Below are 17,791 nucleotides of genomic sequence, written 5' to 3'. Positions count from 1 at the left end.
ACGCCCCCGTCCCCGACCTGGTCTACGGCCCCGACGATCGTCCGGCGCCCTTCGTCGCCTTCATCGCCGCCCTGCAGCACCTGCTGGCCATCCTGGTGCCCATCGTCACCCCTGGCCTGTTGATCTGCCAGGCCCTGGGCGTCAGCGTGCGCGACACCACCCTGATCGTCTCCATGTCCCTGGTCGTCTCCGGCATCGCCACCTTTATCCAGTGCCGCCGCTTTGGCCCCCTGGGCGCCGGCCTGCTCATCGTCCAGGGCACCAGCTTTAACTTTGTCGTGCCGCTCATCGCCGGCGGCTCCGCCATGGTCAAAACCGGTACCCCCGTCGAAACCGTCCTCGCCACCATGTTCGGCGTCGTCATCGCCGGGTCCTTTGTCGAGATCGCCATCAGCCGCATCCTGCCCTTCGTCAAACGCCTGATCACCCCGCTCGTCACCGGCATCGTCGTCCTGCTGATCGGCCTGACCCTCATCAAAGTCGGCCTCATCAGCATGGGCGGCGGCTATCAAGCCATGGGCGACGGCACCTTCGCCAGCGCGGACAACCTGATCCTGTCCGGCCTCGTCCTGGGCACCATCGTCATCCTCAACCGCCTGCCCATCGTCTGGATCCGCAGCACCGCGCTCGTCATTGCGCTAGCCGTCGGCTACATCGCCGCCGCCTATATGGGCCGCCTGGACTTCACCGGCGCCCGCGAAGCCGCCCTCTTTGAAATCCCCGTCCCCCTGCACTTTGGCCTGGGCTTTTCATGGTCGCTGTTCGTGCCCATGCTCATCATCTACCTGGTGACCTCGCTAGAGGCCATCGGCGACGTCACCGCCACCAGCAAGGTCTCTAAACAACCCGTCGAAGGCCCCCTGTGGATGCAGCGCATCAAGGGCGGCGTCCTGGTCAATGGCGTTAACTCCTTGATCGCGGGGATATTCAATACCTTTCCCAGCTCGGTGTTCGCACAGAACAACGGCGTGATTCAACTCACGGGCATCGCCAGCCGCCATGTAGGCATCTGGATCGCCGGCATGCTCGTCATCCTGGGCCTGTTCCCCAGCGTCGCGGGCGCCCTGCAGGCCGTTCCCGAGCCTGTCCTGGGCGGCGCAGCCATGGTGATGTTCGGGGCCGTCGCGGCCGCCGGGATCAACATCCTGGCCAGCATTCAGCTAGATCGCCGCGCGTTGCTAGTGATCTCGGTGTCGCTGGCGCTGGGGTTGGGCGTGTCGCAAGTGCCCGAGATCCTGTCGCATCTTCCGCATGCCTTGAGTAGCGTATTGGAATCAGGTGTCGCGACCGGCGGGATCTGCGCGCTGGTGATGAACTGGTTCCTGCCTGAAAGAAAGCGGGCCTGAGGATGTTTAACCCCGTCCTGGCCTCGCGCGTTGGCCCAGGTCAGGACGAGGGATGCGCGAACGCGTCACGACGGCTGATCGGACAGCTCACCACTCTTGCTTGGTCACGGCTCGCGCCTTTACATCGCGCAGGCGATATTCCAGGACAGTCTGCTGCTGACCTTTGATCGCACCACGGCGCACGCTGACCACGCCGGTCTCACTGATCAACCAGTATTCACCGTCGTTGTTCCAGTCCCCCTCGCACAGCACGACCTGCAGCTCGCGCTTTGTGCCACCGCCCAAGGCTGTGCCGCTGTATATCTGCTCGCATTGCGCGACGGGCTTGATCGTATGGCGGCCTTCGATTACGTGTAGTTCCAGCACCGACTTGGGTCTGCCGGGGGTGCCCAGGTTGCCGCCGGCGGTGTTCGCTTTGAGGTAGGCGACGGGGCCTGTGCCTGCGGATGCGTCGGGTGTCGGCGTCGAGCAAGCCGCCAGCATCGCCATTGAAAGCACCGTCAGAAACAAACGTGCCGACGTTTTCGATGGCGGATTGCTGCACTTCAGATGCATAGACTTCCTTTGAGCGACACGGTGGGCTGCGGGGGGTGCTGGGGGGCTTGCAGTCCAATAGACGTTATAACGCGCCGAGTGGTGGTCCGTTGCCATGGTTTTGGATATTTGACGGTGTTGGGGGTGAATATTTTTGCTTGGTGTGGGCTGGGTGTTCTCGCCCTGCAACGGCAAGCGGTGGCATTGAACTGACAACTTTCAAAAAACTGCATATAATCGCTGTCTTCGCATCTCCCGCAGCAAGTCATCAGACTGCTCGCGACCTCCTAGCCCGGGTGGTGAAATTGGTAGACGCAGGGGACTCAAAATCCCCCGCCGCAAGGCGTGCCGGTTCGATTCCGGCCCCGGGCACCAGTCTAAATTTCCTCGTATTTACAGGCATTTGGCTGGATTCAAAGCCTAACCCCGTCTCTGGGGGATTTTCAAGAATTGCGAGCCAGGTACAGTTTCGGTACAGTGGTGAAGCGCCGGGTGTACTTTCGGAGCTCTAACTCGCATGGCTACTATCGTTAAGACACCCTCTGGAACCTGGAAAGCGGTCATCCGAAAGACGGGTTGGCCCACTTCGTCCAAAACATTTCGGACCAAACGAGACGCCGAAGACTGGGCCAGACGTACTGAAGACGAAATGGTACGAGGGGTTTACATCCAGCGCACACTCAGCGAAAGGATGACGGTCGAGGCGGCGCTGAAACGCTACCTACAAGAAGTGACGCCGACCAAGCGGGAATCCACTCGCATCTCTGAACACAAGAAAGCGCGGCCATTGCTGCAGCATCTTGGCAAATATTCATTGGCCGCCCTGAGCGCGGATGTCGTCGCACAATACCGAGACATGCGCTTGGCGGGCGACCCCGATGAAAATGGCAAGCTGGTACCCCGCAGCAACAATACAGTTCGACTGGAATTGGCACTATTGAGCCATCTATTTACAGTAGCCATCAAAGAATGGGGACTGGGACTGCCGTTTAATCCTGTAGCTCAGATCCGCCGTCCCGCCCCGGGAGCAGGACGAAATCGTCGGCTCACCCCTGCTGAAACCAAGCGACTACTGGCCGAAGTAGATGCCTATTCCAATCCCATGTTCAGCTGGATTGTGCGGATTGCCTTGGAAACCGGAATGCGGCTGTCAGAGATCAGCGGTTTGCGTCTTGAGCAGGTTGATATACAGAGACGGGTGGTACGACTGGATATCACCAAGAACTCATCGCCGCGCACAGTGCCTCTGACGAAGGCCGCCACAGTTGCATTTCAGGCAGCTATAGATAATCCACTCCGACCACGCGAGACAGATCTCGTGTTCTTTGGTGAGCCTGGTCGCGATGGTGTGCGACGGCCATATCTGTTCGATAAGGCCTGGAATGACGCCAAGAAAGCCGCCAATCTGACAGATTTCCGATTCCATGACCTGCGCCATGAAGCCGTGAGCAGACTGGTCGAAGCAGGCCTATCTGATCAGGAAGTGTCGGCGATCAGCGGCCACAAATCCATGCAAATGCTCAAGCGGTACACACATTTGCGTGCCGAGGATCTCGTAGGCAAACTAGATAGACTGCGTAGTTAATCAACTCTCTCAAGTCCTCAGCGGGGAATACTGCTGGACTGCCGCCGTAATTCGCATGAGGGCTAACGAAATGGACAAATGTGTCATTGACGGTGTCGAAGTCGAGCTATCCTCGGGAAACGTGTTCAAAGACCTTGCTCTACACGATGCTGAGGAACTGCAGGCCAAGTCAGGACTCATCACCCAAATCACGGCGGTCATCCGTAAACGTGAGCTCTCTCCCACTGCCGTGGCCAACGCCATAGGCTTCACTCCGTCCGAACTCGCAAACTCCTTGCTTGCAAAACTATCCAATCTCTCTGAACGGGAGCTCATGGACTGTTTGAATCATTTGCAGCAAAGACCACAGTAGACATCTAGCTTTCTGACAAACTGCTTATCATGCATCGCTAACAGTCGAAAAGGGCTCGAAATACATGGCACGCGCGCGAGTTACGCCGGAAGTATTCTCAGCAGCGTATGAAGCTGCGCAGCAGGTACTCAACGGCACGATAAAACTAATCGATGCTCAAGAAGCTCTTGCGGAAAGGTTTGGTATTGCTAAGCGCACTGCCGGTGGATATATCGGCTGTTTCCTTGCTATGCGTAGAGGTAGCACGTTTAAAACCACGGTAAGCGCGGATGGTCTTCGATTCATGCTTGGCCGAATTGCAGAGAGCGGTCTAGGCGACTTGATGATCGCTTTGCAATCGGTCATAAACCACATCACATACCTGTCCAACTTCACTGGCAATGAACCTGGGCTACGCCGCGTTCATGCGGAATTCGTCGACAAACTTCGTGAGATGGCTACGTTTGATGAAACGTCGCTCTCGCTTGAGCAGCAAGTAACAAATGCGTTAGAAGACTCTCCTGATACTCGTGCGCAACGACTCCTGCATGCGCCGACAATGCCTGAACAGAGAATAGTGCTAGCACGGACGTTCAAACGTAATCCTGATGTAATTGCAGAGGCCCTTCTAGCTGCCAAAGGCGTGTGTCAAAGTTGCGGCCAAGTCGCCCCATTTCTACGCCCGGACGGTCGCCCATATCTCGAAGTTCACCATCGCAAGGCCCTTGCTGAAGGCGGTGCAGATACCCCAGAAAATGCGGTAGCACTATGTCCAAACTGCCATCGAGAACGACACTACGGCGCAAATTATCATCAACCGCCTCAATAAACACGGACATCGTTCCATTCACGACGCTTGGTTATATGAGCCAGCCGCCAATTATGTGGCACGCAGCGGACACTGTGTTTCCTCGCCTCATACCCGCAACGAACTAGCCCTCACACCTTATAGGCACACCTTTATGAACGAACCTCTCTCCGAGGTCGTCCGCATTCGGATGACCCCGTCTCATGCTGCGCGTCTGGGCGAAGCTGCCGCCCTCTCGGGACTATCTCTGTCCAACTACATCCGACGCCGTCTGTCCGCCGACGACACCCTGCAGGAAGAGCTCACCCTGCTACGCCAGATCGTGGCCAGCCTGGGCAATTTGCAAGACACCCGCCTGGTTGCCATTGAAACCGCCTATCTCGTGCGTGCCATGGCCAAGCCCGAACAGATCGCCATCGCCCAACAACACCTGCAGCGTTCGCGCTAACCCGCCTCCGGTCGATTCCTCGACCGCCTGCTGTACCTATTCCCTGGAGACCTTCATGCAATCCTTCCCTGCAATGCAGGCGGGAGCGATGGCGCTCGTCTGCGCGCTGGTGCCCGCCGCCCATGCGGCCAGCGCGGATCTGCTCACTGGCAATACCCGCTTGGCCTGCGAAGCAACACTGTGCCTGTCCACCGGCGCACAACCCAGTGAGTGCAGTCCCTCCCTGAACCACTACTTCGGCATCAAGAAATACAGCCACGGCAGCCTGGACTGGTCGGCCACCGTCTCGGCACGACGTGCCTTCCTGTCCCAGTGCCCAGCCTCAAGCGATCAGGGCATGCCCGAGCGCATTGACGCCATCTCACGCGGCGCAGGCAAATGCGATCCTGACTATCTCAATCGCACGTATGCAGCAACGGCATACCGATGGCGCAAACGCAGCCTGGGCGGCGACAGCGGTGACATCATCTACGACGTACATGCGATCCCCACCGTATCGCTGAACAAACTGCCTGCCTACTGCGTGACGTACAACGATCATGCCTGGACCTATGACCTATCGGTGCGCTATGTCGGCGTGCCCGCGATGGGCGGACACTGGGTCAATGCGCAGGCATACACCGCCGCGCAAGCCAAATGGGATGCTGACCATCGAGGACGTTGGGCCAGCGGCTGGAATTTCTCCCTCAAAAACCCCAGGCCAGTCGCCAATAGCCGATGAGGATGCACCATGATTGCTGCATTTGCTGCGCTGGCCCTGGCCTGCGCGCCAAACATTCACCCCGATACGCTGTCGGCCTTGATCCGCCATGAATCTCGAGGCAGTCCATACGCAATTGGTGTCAACCAAAAGCGCCGGCATCTACCGCAGCAACCGCAAACATTGGCGACTGCCACGGCCGCAGCCGATCGCCTGATCAAACAGGGAATCGACTTCGATGCTGGACTGGGGCAGATCAACGTGCGCAATTGGGCCGCTCTGAACCTGAACAGCAAGACGGTCTTTGATCCCTGCCGCAATTTGGCAGCGGCCCAAACGGTGCTTGCCGATTGCTATGCTCGGGCCTTGCACGAGCATCAAGATCCGCAACAGGCGTTACGTGCCGCCCTGTCTTGCTACAACACAGGCAACTTCACTGGTGGGTTTCGCAACGGTTATGTCGGCAAGATATTGGCCCAGGCCAATATCAAAGTGCCTGCATTAACACCGCAAGCCAGCGACGAGACCCCATCGACGCCCGACAGCAAAGCAGCACCAGAGCCACCCGCTGCCGAGCCTCACACCCCAGGTACTCAGGATGGCTTCACGGCCAATCCGGCCAACGATGGCTTCTCTGAAAAAGCCCAGCACCAGTCCTTAGCGGAACCCACTACCAACACCTGACGCAGCGCCGTCTCACTAGGCCCAGCGCCACCCTCCCACTTTTCATCCCCACCACCCCGACGCCAGCAAGCGTGTGGGGCAGGAGTCTTTTCATGTCTGTACTCAAGCAAATCATGAACGCAACATCGTCCCTGCGCATTCTGTACAAACTGATAGCAACGTCACTGCTATTTAGCTGCCATCACGCTGCATTTGCACAGTCCATCGGCGGACTGTCCCGCGCCAGAACCACGTTGCAAACGCTCAGCGACAATCTGGACATCATCCTGCCCATTGCCGCCGTCATCATCGGCGTGATCATTTTTGTGCTGTATGCCGCCGAAGTCATGCGTAAAGACGATGCCATCCGTTGGGGGATCGGTGTGCTGCTGGCGGGCTCCACGGCAGAACTGGTTGTTCTGCTCTGGAAGTAAGCCATGACGCCCAATACCTATCCGGTCTTCAAGGGCCTGGGCCGCAAGGCCACGTTCATGGGGATTCCCACCACGTTACTGCTGGGCGCGTTTGCCGGGGTAACCATCATCGCCATGACGGCAGGCCTGGCCTGGTGGGGACTGCTCTTTGTGGTCATGCCCACCTTGGCGATTCTCACGCGAGACGACGACAAGGCGCTGGACGTGCTCTGGCTGGAACTCAAAACCCGGCGCAGCAATCCCAATCAGCGCTTTTGGCAAGGCTCCAGCTATGCCCTGCAGGGTTATCACCGACGCCGCCCCTGGCGGTCCCTCATCAAGTAAAGGATGTCTCCATGACTGCTGCAGCCTCCCTGGCGGTAGACGAGCGTCGCATCGCGCGCTACTTGCCGCACTCCCATCATGTCACGGATCAAATCATTGCCTGCGACACCCATGAGTACATGACGGTCATCAAAGTCACGGGTCGAGCGCCGGACGCGTATGCGCAAGACGAACTCAAGGACTGGATCGAAGCCCTACATAACGTGCTGCGCGGCCTGCCGATGGGAGCGTTTGGGCTCTACTCCCATATTGTTCGCCGCCGCGTCACCGAATATCCCGACAGCACGTTCGAGCAACCCTTTGCAGCCCAATTCGATGCTGCCTACCGTGCCACGTTCGATACGTCGGGCTTGATGGTTAATGACCTGTACCTGACTGTCCTGGTTCATCCTGTCCAAGATCCCATCCTAGGCACGTTTGCCAGCCTGGAGAAAGCCGACGCGAAACGCTTGGCGCTTTGGCAAGCCGAATCGATCGAACGACTCAACGGTATTGTGCGCGCCCTGATGGCAGGCCTATACCGCTACGATCCTGAAACGCTCGGCATCGTAGACCGGAACGGTTTTGCCTTCAGTGAAGCGGCTGAGTTTCTGGGCTTTCTGCTGTCCGGCACGCCACAACAGGTACCTATCAGCCGCGAACGGCTGCGAGACACCCTGCCACAGGCCAGACCGATCTTTGGCCGCCATGGCGAACTCGGCGAACTGCGCACCGTCGCCAACGCCCGCGTCTTCGGCATGATGGAATTGCGCGATTACCCGGAAGCGACAAAACCAGGGCACATGAATCGGTTGCTGGCCCTACCGCACGAATTCGTGCTTACGCAGTCATGGGGTAGCCATACGGGAGCTGCAGCCAAGAAGTTGGTCAAGAAACACCACAAACTGCTGGTCGATTCCGGCGATGACTCTACCAGCCAGGTGGTCCAACTCAACGACGCCATGGATGACCTGACCTCGGCCCGCTTGGGTCTGGGAGACCATCACGCCACGCTATTGATCTATGACGACACGGCAGAAAGCGTGCGCCAGGCGCTGGCGCAAACGGCCACCGCCTTGGCCGAAGACGCCATCGGCTTCAGACCCTTGGACCGGGCATTGGAGGCGGGGTTTTGGGCACAACTACCTGGCAACTGGCACTGGCGACCCCGACCGGTTCCCATCACGTCGCTGAATTTTCTGTGCTTTTCCAGCCTGCATAACCAACTGACCGGCAAACCGGTCGGCAACCCCTGGGGCCCTGCGGTCACGCTGCTTAAAACCCAAACCGGCAGCCCGTACTTCTTCAATTTCCATGCCTCCACCGACGACGTGGACGAAACCGGGAAACGTCGCCCCGGCAACACGATGATTATCGGCATGACGGGTACCGGCAAAACCGTTCTGCAGGGCATGTTGCTCACCCAAGCCCAGAAGTTCGGTGCGACATGCGTGGTGTGGGACAAGGATCAGGGTATGCAGGTGCTGATCATGGCGCTTGGGGGTCGTTACTTCAACATTCGGCTGGGCGAAACCACTGGCTGGAATCCCTTCCAAATGGAGCCCACCAAAGGCAACGTCGCCTTTATGGTGCGCCTGGTGGTGTCCCTGGCGGAACGCCGAGGAGAAACGGTCACCACCCGCCAACAGGCCGACATAACCAAGGCCGTGCAACAACTGACCACGCTCATCGATCGCGAAGCCCGCACGTTATCCACGCTCAACACCTTGCTGCCCAACCCCTATAGCGAGGATGACAACACCAGCACCATTCATGCTCGGCTGGCACCGTGGTGCCAAGGTGGTGAATACGGCTGGGTGTTCGACAATCCGGTCGATGAGCTGAGTTTGCGCACGGATACCGGCCAGCCTGCCATTTTCGGCTTTGACCTGACCGAGCTGCTGGACGATGACGCCGCCCGGGGTGCTGTCACGCTGTACCTGAAGCATCGCGTCGATGCCCTGCATGATGGTCGCCGCATCATCAACCTGTACGACGAGTGCCAGCACCCGTTGAAGGACGCGCATTTTCAGGAATCCATGCAGGATGCCAGCCGCACGATTCGTAAAAAGAATGGCGTGCTGGCCTTCGCCACGCAGGAGCCGGGGGCCATCATCGAGAACCCGGTCGGGCCGTCCCTGGTGCAACAGACCGCCACACTCATTCTGCTGCCGAACCCCAAGGCCAAGGCTCGCGACTATATCGAGGGCTTTGGGCTTACCGAGGCGGAATTCGAACTACTGCGCGGCCTTGGAGAAGCCAGCCGGAAATTCCTGGTCAAGCAAGGCTCAAGCGTCACCGTCGCTCAACTTGACCTGTCCGGCTGCGAAGATGAACTGCTCGTGTTCTCGGGCAGCCCCGACATGGCCGCGATCGCACAAGAGGCGGTTGCCCAGGCAGGTCATGACCCAGCCGCCTGGCTGCCGGTATATCTGGCGGCGATCCGGCAGACACGCTAACACCATGCAGGAGGCTCCATGAATCTGCAGAACAATCCCTACTCAACACCCAAAGAGCTGGAAGATCGTGTGGAGGAGGCCTTCAGCGCGGGCGAACGAGCCCGACCAATACCGGACGCCGCGAAGGAACACCTGATCCTCACCCAGGAATATCTCAAAGGACTCAAAGACCACATGACTGGTCTGTATATCGCCAGGGACATCGAGGGCGTGGATATCCCGGATGCAGACTTTGAGGCTGAACGCGCACTGATCCGCGAGACCGAAAATCTCATCGCCGAAACGCAGATGGCCTGGGAGTACGAACAGCATCGGGATTTTTACCGCCGATTGGGACTTGAAACCCATGAACCGGAGCAAGAAAGCCCCGAAGACACCTTCGTGGTTTCCATCGACTGCGAGTACTGGGAGCCGGAAGACCTGGAAGCGGGCCAATCCAGTTGGGCAGATACCACGGTGGAACGTGAAGCCGTCGATACCGAAACGCTTCGGCGACTGGCACAAGACCACGGCCTGGACTCACCCTCCGCATCCGATCCACGGCAGGCCCCATCGCTCTGGTTTTCATCGAGCACGCCACGCGAAGATCGTGCCTATTTTGAACAAGGTGTGCACAAGTACTACAGCCTGCACATTCACGAGGTCAACGGCCATCCTCCGCAACCTGCCGACTACCAGCGCGTATCCGATCTCATCGGTGCACGCTTCGATCATCCGCTAGAGCGGCATGAGGCCACTCACGAAATGGATGGGCCGGATTTCTAACCCCTTTATCAACGTGTTGATGTCCGCATCCAAGGGCACCGAGAAACACGGCCTAATGGAACATCCTGAAACTGTGCAATCAAGCGGCCTGCACTACAAAGATTGAATACGCCTACAGCGTACGCAATCCCTGGACATTTTTCACGAATAGCCGGGCCCTTCAACTGCCGCTCACTATAGGAAAACCGCATGAACCGACGAAACTTCATCGCCGCCATTAGTTCTGCCACACTGCTCACGACCCTAGTCGGATGTAATAGTGAGCCCGGGGGTGAGAAGTTTCTTGGATATTGGAAGTCAGATAGCAAATATGATTCTGACGCGATCCATATCACTCGCAACGGCGATAGTTTTCTGTTCACCGTCGTAACGAAAGACCCTTTCGGTGGCGGTTACCAAACTCACAAACTGCCTGGAAAGCTAGACGATTCGGACAATATTCTGGCAGTAGGCGACAAACGCGTTGCCTACGATGAAAGCGCCGATATCATCGTTTCAGGCCAAATGAAAGCGCATCGTGCAACAGAGGCTGAATATCAAGCCATTGCACAGCAAAGCGACACGCAGTCCTGATCCTCGCGCCTAACGGCGCACTCCCTGGAGACCCCTCATGACACGCTGCAAGCTATTTGCGGCGGGCATTTCCCTGTCCGTCGTATTGATCAATACCACCTACGCGAGTGGAATTCCAACGGTTGATGCTGCCACGATCGCTCAATTGCAGCAGCAATTACTGACGGCCAAAGATCAATTGAAAAATCTGAGCAAACAACTGTCTACAGCCAAGAGCCAGCTTGCCGCACTGACGCAATCAAGTGGTTACGGCAATGTGGTTGGCAGCCCAGACTCGCGCGATCGGCTTCGCTCTGCATTGCCCTCAACTGCCCAAGATCTGCTGAATCAACCTACCAACTCAAGCCTCAATGCAGACGTTAGCCGCGTCACGGACTCCGTCACTGCCCCTGTCAATTTTCAGGAAGATCGAGCCAAGCTTTCCAAGAGGGCATTGGATATTGAAGCAACCGCTAAAGCGATGAGCCAACGCGCCTATGACTCAATGACCCAACGCCTAGCTAACATTGATGCCCTGCAAGACAAAATAAACCAGACGAGCAACCCCAAAGAAATCGCCGAACTACAAGCACGGATTCAAATTGAACAGTCCAACATCGTGGCCGAGCAGACACGCATTCAACTAGCCTCGCAACAACTTGAAGCGGAGAGACACCTGCTACAAGCGAGAGCTGAACGGGTATATGGCGGGTGGTTCGGAGATAACAACACCGATGATGTAGACGCTCAACCTCACAACTAAGGTCGCACTATGCCCGGAATGACTCCGTCGGCTTCTTCGTCATTGTCCTCAAGCAATATTGCTCAATGGGTCATGTCTGAAACCGAGAATACATTAAGCAACGCTGTAAACGGCCCCATGCAGGCGTTATTCCAGGCCCTCATGCCCGTCATCGTCGTAGGCCTCACTCTCCAATTTGTCGTGTATGCATTTGCCCTCATGCACGGGCAAAGCAATATGACAGTGACGGAATTCTTTCGCAAAGCCATTCTCGTCGCCGTTGTCTCAATGATCTTTGGCGTGGGAGGCCTATACCAGAAGAACATCGCGGACACGATGATTGCATTACCTGACGATGTCACACAACTGGCACTAGGTACCAGCGATGTCGCAGTAGAGGTCGATAAATTGCAAAATGAGACCAGTAAAGCCTCCGGTGCCATGATGGGTAAGGGTCAAGATGCTTGGTACAACTTCTTGCCCTCCACTAAAGAAGTGCTCGTCAGTATTCTCGCCACGTTAGTACGTGCAAACGCAGCAATAGTTGGCAGCATCATTATTGTGATGATCGTCGTATGCAAAGTCGGTATGGCATTGGTAGTCGCGACTGGCCCCATATTTATTGCAGCGACGCTATTTGAGCCGACCAAGCCACTTCTCAACAGCTGGATCTCTCAAGCACTAAATTTCGTGTTCTTAGCATTGTTGGCCGGCCTTATTTTCGGGCTGATGTTGCAAATGAACGTTGAGCTTATCCGCATGATCGCCGATCAGATCAATGGCGGCGCGAAAGATATTCTGAGCCTCTATGGCGCACAACTGCTTGTCGGTATTGCCAGCCTAATCGTCATGATCATGATCCCCGGCCTCGCTGCAGGCCTCTCCAATGGCTTCGGCGCTCAACTCGGTATTGGAGCCGCCGCTAAAGGCGTGTTTTCCATCATGCGCCTGCGCAGCATGATACGCCCGCGCGCCAAGTAATCCAGCGGCCTGCTGTCCCCCTCCATTCCTTCCTAATTGTTCTGTCCGCAGACAGAGCGGGAGTTCCCATGAAAAACATCGTTGCCGCCCTGGCATTGGCCGGGCTGCTGGCCGGTTGCGCCTTTCACGCGCCAGAGCCACCCCAGCCCGCCGACTCGCCCCGTGTGCCGGTCAATGCCACGCCACCGCTTATTCAAGGAGTTTGATTCGTGCCCGAAGCCCTCAAATCCGAAGATATAGCTGCCTATCTGGAACAGTCTCGCGGCCTGGAGCGTGATTATTTCGGCGAAGTTTTCCGCAGCCGAAAGCGAGCCTGGCAAGTTGCCATCGGCTCGGCGCTCATTGCCACAGCCGCCATCGCTGCCGTCGTCGGCCTGACGCCGCTCAAAGCGCCTCCTGAAATGTACGTGGTGCGTGTCGATGAGGCTACCGGCACGGTCGAGCACGTCAGCCAACTCGGGCAACCGCTGGAAGACTATGGCGAACGCATCGCCAAGCATTTCCTAAATACCTATGTGCTGAACTGCGAAGGCTACAGCTGGCAAACCATTCAGGAGCAGTTCGATATCTGCGCCCTATTGTCCTCCGCGCCCATTCAGACGCAGTACGGCAAACGCTTTGAAGGCCAGGATGCCGTCACGACCCGTCTGGGCACCGAAGGCACAGTCGACGTACAGGTCCACTCCATCACACTAGGGGCCAATCAGGCTGCCATTGTCCGCTTTACCAAAACAGAGCGGGAAGTGACTTCGGGCAACATCACCAAAGTTCAGCATCTGATTGCCACCGTAGCCTATCAATACACCGATGTACCGCTCACTGAAGAAGTCGCACGCCTGAACCCATTGGGTTTTCAGATCACGCGCTATGACCTGGCTGCCGACTTGTCGCGCTAACCCCTATTTCGTCCTGAAGGAACTCTCATGCTTGAACATTTCCCCAGACGGCAGGCGTTGGCGCTGGTGCTTTGTCTGGCGCTGCCCGCAAGCGCTCTGGCGCTGGAGACACCCCGATCCTCACGGTCGGATCATCGCGTACGCTACGTCAACTACAACGAGGCAGATGTCATCCTGCTTAATGCCATCATTGGCGTGGCAACCCATATTGTCCTGGAGCCTGGCGAGCGCTACGTCTACCACGTCTTCGGTGACAGTCAAGCCTACGCGTTTACGTACAAAGACAACCATCTGTTCTTCAAACCGACAGCGGAGAACGCCAACACTAACCTGCTTGTCGTCACCAACCGGCGCGATTACAGCTTCAGGCTTTCGTACAGCGGCAATCGCCATTCATCGGCGCTATACAAACTGGTAATCCGCTATCCCGACACCGAAGCCAAGCAACGCATTCTAGCGTCACAGAAAGCCGCCGTTGAACACTCCCTACGCACGACAAGCGCTGCGATTAACTGGCAGGCCTATACCCGCAACGGGGATGCAGGCATCGCGCCAGTACATGCCTGGGATGATGGCCGCCAAACCTGGCTGCAGTTTGCGTCCGAGGCAGACATCCCTACCGTCTATCGCGTCACCCCAGATGGCCAGGAAATCATCACCAACTATCACATGGCCGATGAACACACCATGGTGCTGCATCGCACCTCGGCCTTATGGCACCTACGCCTGGGCGATCAAGTGCTGGCCATCCATAACGATGCTTACGGTGTCACACCGGTACCGACATATACCGGAACGACCTCGCCTGCGGTCAAGCGCACCATCAAGAGCACGCCTGCCCCGCACCCCTCCACGGTAATGCCCGTACCCGCCGAGCAGTAAAGCGACGACATGCCACAAAGGAATGCCCCATGACGGAAAACGAGCAAGGCACTCTGCAGTTAGACTCCCAACAATCCGACAACCATGCAACTCCTGACCTGGAGCGGGAACCGCTGAACCTGGAGACCGCTGGACGCACCGCACCGCGTGGCGCACGGGCTTTTCTTTGGTTCACCATCCTGGTCGCACTTGCTGTCGCCATCGGCGTGCTCATCAAGGCCTGGAGCCATGAACAGCAGGAGGACAGCAACAACGGCCTGGAAGCGGACCAAAGCGGTATCACCAATCGCTTAAAAACACCCAAGGTCGAACGCCCTGCGCCATCGCCCGCCCCTCCGCCGCCGGTTGCCGATCCCGCACCCGAACCGAGCTATAGCGTACCGCCACCCGCACCCGAGACCCCACCGCCTGCCGACGAACTGACACAACGTCGGCTGGCCAGCCCATTGCAAGGGGACGGTCGGGACGGAAACGGCGATACCACAGTCCAGGCAGATGCCGCACAAGGCCCGTATAACGATGCGGGTCCGTTGGCCGACAAGTTACGTCCGCTGGAGTTGTCCCCGTCTGTAGCGGGTCAATTGGGTGATCGCAACTTCCTGCTGACACAGGGCACCATGATCGATTGCACGCTGCAAACGAAACTCGTCAGCACGCAGTCCGGATTTCTAACTTGCTTGGCAACACACGATGTCAAGAGCGCCAACGGCCAGGTCACACTCATCGACGCCGGTACCAAATTCACGGGCTATCAGTCTGGCGGCATCCAACAAGGACAGGCCCGCGCGTTTGTGACCTGGAACCGGCTGGAAACCCGTACCGGCGTCATCGTGGATCTGAGTTCCCCCGGCACTGGCCCGCTTGGAGAAGCCGGGGTCGATGGCGATATCGACAATCACTTCGGGGAACGCTTTGGCAACGCCATTCTGCTGTCTCTGGTCGGCGATTTTGGCAACTGGGCATCCAACCAAGGCCAGTCTGGCAACGACAACATTCGTTTTGACAATACGACCCAGGGCGGTCAGGAAGCCATCGCCAAGATACTGGAGAAGTCGCTGGATATACCTCCAACGCTTTATAAGAACCAGGGCGAGCGTATCGGCATCATGGTCGCCCGTGACTTGGACTTCAGCCACGTCTATGAGCTTGAACCCATCCCCTGAACCGATTCCATTTGATCGCTCCATCTCGGTTCGCACCTTTCTACGACCGTTAACCAACCACTTGGAGAACCCGAGCGTGACGGAAATTGCCATCGTGCGGGCCGGGGAGTTCTACACCCGTACGCGTGGGGCATGGGAATTACAGACGTGCCCCTCGCTCACCTATCCGCACCTGGAGGCCCTGGCCACCGCGTTGGCCGCGTACAACCACATGGCACGTAGCCCGATCCAGTCCGTCATCTTGCCGGACGGGGAGCGTGGCCAGATCGTGATGCCACCCGCCTGCATTGACGAGACGTTAGCCATCAACATCCGCAAGCACACACAGGCCGCATTTTCCCTGGAGGAACTGCAGGCACAAGGCGCGTTTGCGAGCACGGCCACCAATACGGCAGGCGACGTCTCGGCCTCAGACCAAGCGCTCATGGCGCTTCAAGCGGCAGGCGATATTCCCCGCTTTCTGCACGACGCCATCCTGGCACGCAAGAACATCCTCATCTCGGGCGCGACCGGATCCGGCAAAACCACCTTTGCCCGCTCGCTGATTGATCGCGTTCCCGTCGATGAACGGCTGATCACGATTGAAGATGTCCATGAACTGATCCTGCCACGGCACAGAAACCGGATTCATATGATGTATGGCGGTACACGCGGCCGAGTATCTGCCACCGACAGCTTGGCCGCCTGCATGCGACTGTCGCCCGACCGGATCTTTCTGGCCGAGTTGCGCGGCCCTGAAACCTGGGACTATCTGGCGGCATTGAATACCGGCCATCCGGGATCGGTCACCACCACACATGCCAACAGCGCCGCCGACGCCTTTGACCGTCTGACCATTCTCATCAAGCAATCGCCAACCGGCGGCAACCTAGATTTGCCGACCATACAGGCCTTCTTGCGCCAGACCGTCGATGTCGTGCTGCATTTCGAGCGCTTTCGGCTCAAAGAACTCTGGTTCGAGCCGAAAACACCGGTCGGCAGTTAGCCCGCGACACCGCCCATCAGGGCAAACACCTGTTATTGCGTTTCCGGCCTGGCATGTCCAGACGCCGATTACCCCATCCCCTGAACCCGTGTGAGGCACTGCACACGCGCCAGGCAGGCCTTATACCGGCTCGCCTGGAGCTTGACCGATGATTTCATCCACACGCCAGCCCTTTCACCAGGACGGCAACTTGCTGCACCTGTCTGCCGCCATGCAACGGACACACCAAAAGGCCCAGCAGGCCTTGGCGGCAGCCGCAGAAAAACAGGCTCGAACCCCAACACCCTTTATCCTGCCCGGCATCAAGGAAACAACACGCGCCATTCCCAACTACATTGCCCGAAGCGCCATCTTTGCGCCCGTGCGCCGAGGCTGGCGCACTATGCATGACGACACGGTGTTTCTCGAAAGCAGCAACATCCTGCTCAAGGGATCTGGCAAGCAGTTAAGCGAAGACCACGCGGACATCTGGATGCATGCCATGTATCTGCAAACTACGGCCTTGCTCGGCGAAGCGCCCGTCATCAACCGTGCCGATTTTCTGCGAGGCATGGGCCGACCGACAGGCGGCAGCCAATACGAGTGGTTACATGAAGGCATGAAGGATTTGGCCCGGTTTACGCTGTGCATTGAGGCCCGACGCAAGGACGGCTCCATCAAGTACAGCTATGGCAATCATCCCTCAACACGGGTGCTCGCCATGATCGGTGGCTTTGATTACGACGCGCACAGCGCCTGCTACACCATTTATGCCGATCCGCGCTGGGCACAGATATTCGGCAATCGCGAGTACGCCCTGGTGGACTGGTCCAAGCGCTTACAGATGCGGCTGGATCTGTCCAAAAGTCTGCAGCGACTCATCGGCACCTCGTCCGATATCCAGCAGAAATACAGCCTGGAAATCCTAAAGGAACGAGCACAGTCTACCGGTCGCATGAGAGATTTTCGGATCAGTTTGGAGCGCAGTTTGGCCGAACTGGAGGCGCTGGGCGTGATAGCCGAGCCCCGAATCGAGGCGGCCATCAAGGGACACGAACAGGCGGTTTGGACGCGATTGGATCGCTAAGCCATCGTGTCATAGCGTCTCATCCAGCGCACCAAACCCGCCTTTTCAAACCCGTTGACTGATCATTGATTGACCAAAAATCGCCTGTGGATAAGTGGTCTTCGGCGTCGGCATAGCATCGCGCCTGCATCGGCATAGCATCGCGGGT

Annotated in this window: 21 protein-coding genes and 1 tRNA gene; 21 read left to right on the top strand and 1 reads right to left on the bottom strand. The window is 57.7% G+C overall.

Going from position 1 to position 17,791, the window contains the following annotated elements; translation table 11 throughout:
- The first annotated feature begins 17 nt into the window (after positions 1–17).
- Positions 18–1,346: a uracil-xanthine permease family protein gene (locus ACNAZS_RS10215; RefSeq protein ID WP_415788898.1), complete on the top strand. Its 1,329-nt coding sequence runs from the start codon at positions 18–20 to the stop codon at positions 1,344–1,346.
- An 87-nt stretch (positions 1,347–1,433) separates the two neighbouring features.
- On the opposite strand, the gene ACNAZS_RS10210 is transcribed toward ACNAZS_RS10215, so the two are convergent.
- Positions 1,434–1,901 (bottom strand): hypothetical protein, encoded by a 468-nt coding sequence (locus ACNAZS_RS10210; protein ID WP_415788817.1) that lies wholly within the window; start codon positions 1,899–1,901, stop codon positions 1,434–1,436.
- Positions 1,902–2,170: 269 nt separating this feature from the next.
- Between ACNAZS_RS10210 and ACNAZS_RS10205 the strand changes: the two genes are divergently transcribed.
- The 20 genes from ACNAZS_RS10205 (at position 2,171) to ACNAZS_RS10110 (ending at position 17,643) form a co-directional block, all read left to right on the top strand.
- A tRNA-Leu gene (locus tag ACNAZS_RS10205) sits at positions 2,171–2,255 on the top strand.
- A gap of 142 nt (positions 2,256–2,397) precedes the next feature.
- Entirely contained in the window at positions 2,398–3,465 is a 1,068-nt protein-coding gene (locus tag ACNAZS_RS10200; protein WP_415788815.1) for a site-specific integrase, read from the top strand.
- Positions 3,466–3,520: 55 nt separating this feature from the next.
- Positions 3,521–3,817, top strand: a complete 297-nt coding sequence (locus ACNAZS_RS10195; protein WP_415788813.1) for a helix-turn-helix domain-containing protein — start codon at positions 3,521–3,523, stop codon at positions 3,815–3,817.
- A gap of 64 nt (positions 3,818–3,881) precedes the next feature.
- Positions 3,882–4,625 (top strand): HNH endonuclease, encoded by a 744-nt coding sequence (locus ACNAZS_RS10190; RefSeq protein WP_415788810.1) that lies wholly within the window; start codon positions 3,882–3,884, stop codon positions 4,623–4,625.
- Positions 4,626–4,758: 133 nt separating this feature from the next.
- On the top strand, positions 4,759–5,052 hold the full coding sequence (locus ACNAZS_RS10185) for a plasmid mobilization protein (RefSeq protein ID WP_217965498.1): 294 nt from the start codon (positions 4,759–4,761) through the stop codon (positions 5,050–5,052).
- Positions 5,053–5,107: 55 nt separating this feature from the next.
- Positions 5,108–5,773: a TrbM/KikA/MpfK family conjugal transfer protein gene (locus ACNAZS_RS10180; RefSeq protein ID WP_415788807.1), complete on the top strand. Its 666-nt coding sequence runs from the start codon at positions 5,108–5,110 to the stop codon at positions 5,771–5,773.
- Positions 5,774–5,782: 9 nt separating this feature from the next.
- Complete coding sequence (locus tag ACNAZS_RS10175; RefSeq protein ID WP_415788805.1) at positions 5,783–6,436, top strand: lytic transglycosylase domain-containing protein; 654 nt, start codon at positions 5,783–5,785, stop codon at positions 6,434–6,436.
- A 92-nt stretch (positions 6,437–6,528) separates the two neighbouring features.
- Entirely contained in the window at positions 6,529–6,849 is a 321-nt protein-coding gene (locus ACNAZS_RS10170; protein ID WP_415788803.1) for a TrbC/VirB2 family protein, read from the top strand.
- Between the two features lie 3 nt (positions 6,850–6,852).
- A complete protein-coding gene (locus tag ACNAZS_RS10165) occupies positions 6,853–7,173 on the top strand; it encodes a VirB3 family type IV secretion system protein (RefSeq protein WP_415788801.1) in 321 nt (106 codons plus the stop codon).
- Positions 7,174–7,184: 11 nt separating this feature from the next.
- The gene (locus tag ACNAZS_RS10160) at positions 7,185–9,611 is read left to right on the top strand and encodes a VirB4 family type IV secretion/conjugal transfer ATPase (RefSeq protein WP_415788799.1); all 2,427 of its coding nucleotides are present in this window, start codon (positions 7,185–7,187) and stop codon (positions 9,609–9,611) included.
- An 18-nt stretch (positions 9,612–9,629) separates the two neighbouring features.
- Positions 9,630–10,376 carry a hypothetical protein gene (locus tag ACNAZS_RS10155; RefSeq protein ID WP_415788797.1) on the top strand — a complete coding sequence of 249 codons (747 nt, stop codon included), beginning with the start codon at positions 9,630–9,632 and terminating at the stop codon, positions 10,374–10,376.
- Positions 10,377–10,565: 189 nt separating this feature from the next.
- On the top strand, positions 10,566–10,949 hold the full coding sequence (locus ACNAZS_RS10150; protein ID WP_415788795.1) for a hypothetical protein: 384 nt from the start codon (positions 10,566–10,568) through the stop codon (positions 10,947–10,949).
- A gap of 37 nt (positions 10,950–10,986) precedes the next feature.
- A complete protein-coding gene (locus ACNAZS_RS10145; protein WP_415788793.1) occupies positions 10,987–11,691 on the top strand; it encodes a TrbJ/VirB5 family protein in 705 nt (234 codons plus the stop codon).
- 72 nt (positions 11,692–11,763) lie between these two features.
- Positions 11,764–12,651: a TrbL/VirB6 family protein gene (locus ACNAZS_RS10140; protein WP_246600727.1), complete on the top strand. Its 888-nt coding sequence runs from the start codon at positions 11,764–11,766 to the stop codon at positions 12,649–12,651.
- A gap of 68 nt (positions 12,652–12,719) precedes the next feature.
- On the top strand, positions 12,720–12,857 hold the full coding sequence (locus ACNAZS_RS10135; RefSeq protein ID WP_415788791.1) for a conjugal transfer protein: 138 nt from the start codon (positions 12,720–12,722) through the stop codon (positions 12,855–12,857).
- Positions 12,858–12,860: 3 nt separating this feature from the next.
- On the top strand, positions 12,861–13,547 hold the full coding sequence (locus ACNAZS_RS10130; protein ID WP_415788789.1) for a VirB8 family type IV secretion system protein: 687 nt from the start codon (positions 12,861–12,863) through the stop codon (positions 13,545–13,547).
- Between the two features lie 27 nt (positions 13,548–13,574).
- Positions 13,575–14,429 (top strand): TrbG/VirB9 family P-type conjugative transfer protein, encoded by an 855-nt coding sequence (locus ACNAZS_RS10125; protein ID WP_415788787.1) that lies wholly within the window; start codon positions 13,575–13,577, stop codon positions 14,427–14,429.
- A 29-nt stretch (positions 14,430–14,458) separates the two neighbouring features.
- Positions 14,459–15,592, top strand: coding sequence for a type IV secretion system protein VirB10 (virB10, locus tag ACNAZS_RS10120; RefSeq protein ID WP_415788785.1), 1,134 nt, complete (start codon positions 14,459–14,461; stop codon positions 15,590–15,592).
- The gene (virB11, locus tag ACNAZS_RS10115; RefSeq protein WP_415788783.1) at positions 15,570–16,577 is read left to right on the top strand and encodes a P-type DNA transfer ATPase VirB11; all 1,008 of its coding nucleotides are present in this window, start codon (positions 15,570–15,572) and stop codon (positions 16,575–16,577) included. Before virB10 ends, virB11 begins: the two co-directional genes overlap by 23 nt.
- 148 nt (positions 16,578–16,725) lie before the next feature.
- Positions 16,726–17,643, top strand: a complete 918-nt coding sequence (locus tag ACNAZS_RS10110; RefSeq protein ID WP_415788781.1) for a TrfA — start codon at positions 16,726–16,728, stop codon at positions 17,641–17,643.
- Positions 17,644–17,791 lie beyond the last annotated feature (148 nt).

The sequence above is a fragment of the Bordetella tumulicola genome (genome assembly GCF_965138755.1).
Classification (GTDB): domain Bacteria; phylum Pseudomonadota; class Gammaproteobacteria; order Burkholderiales; family Burkholderiaceae_B; genus Bordetella_A; species Bordetella_A tumulicola.
This window is presented reverse-complemented; position numbering and strand designations above follow the sequence as displayed.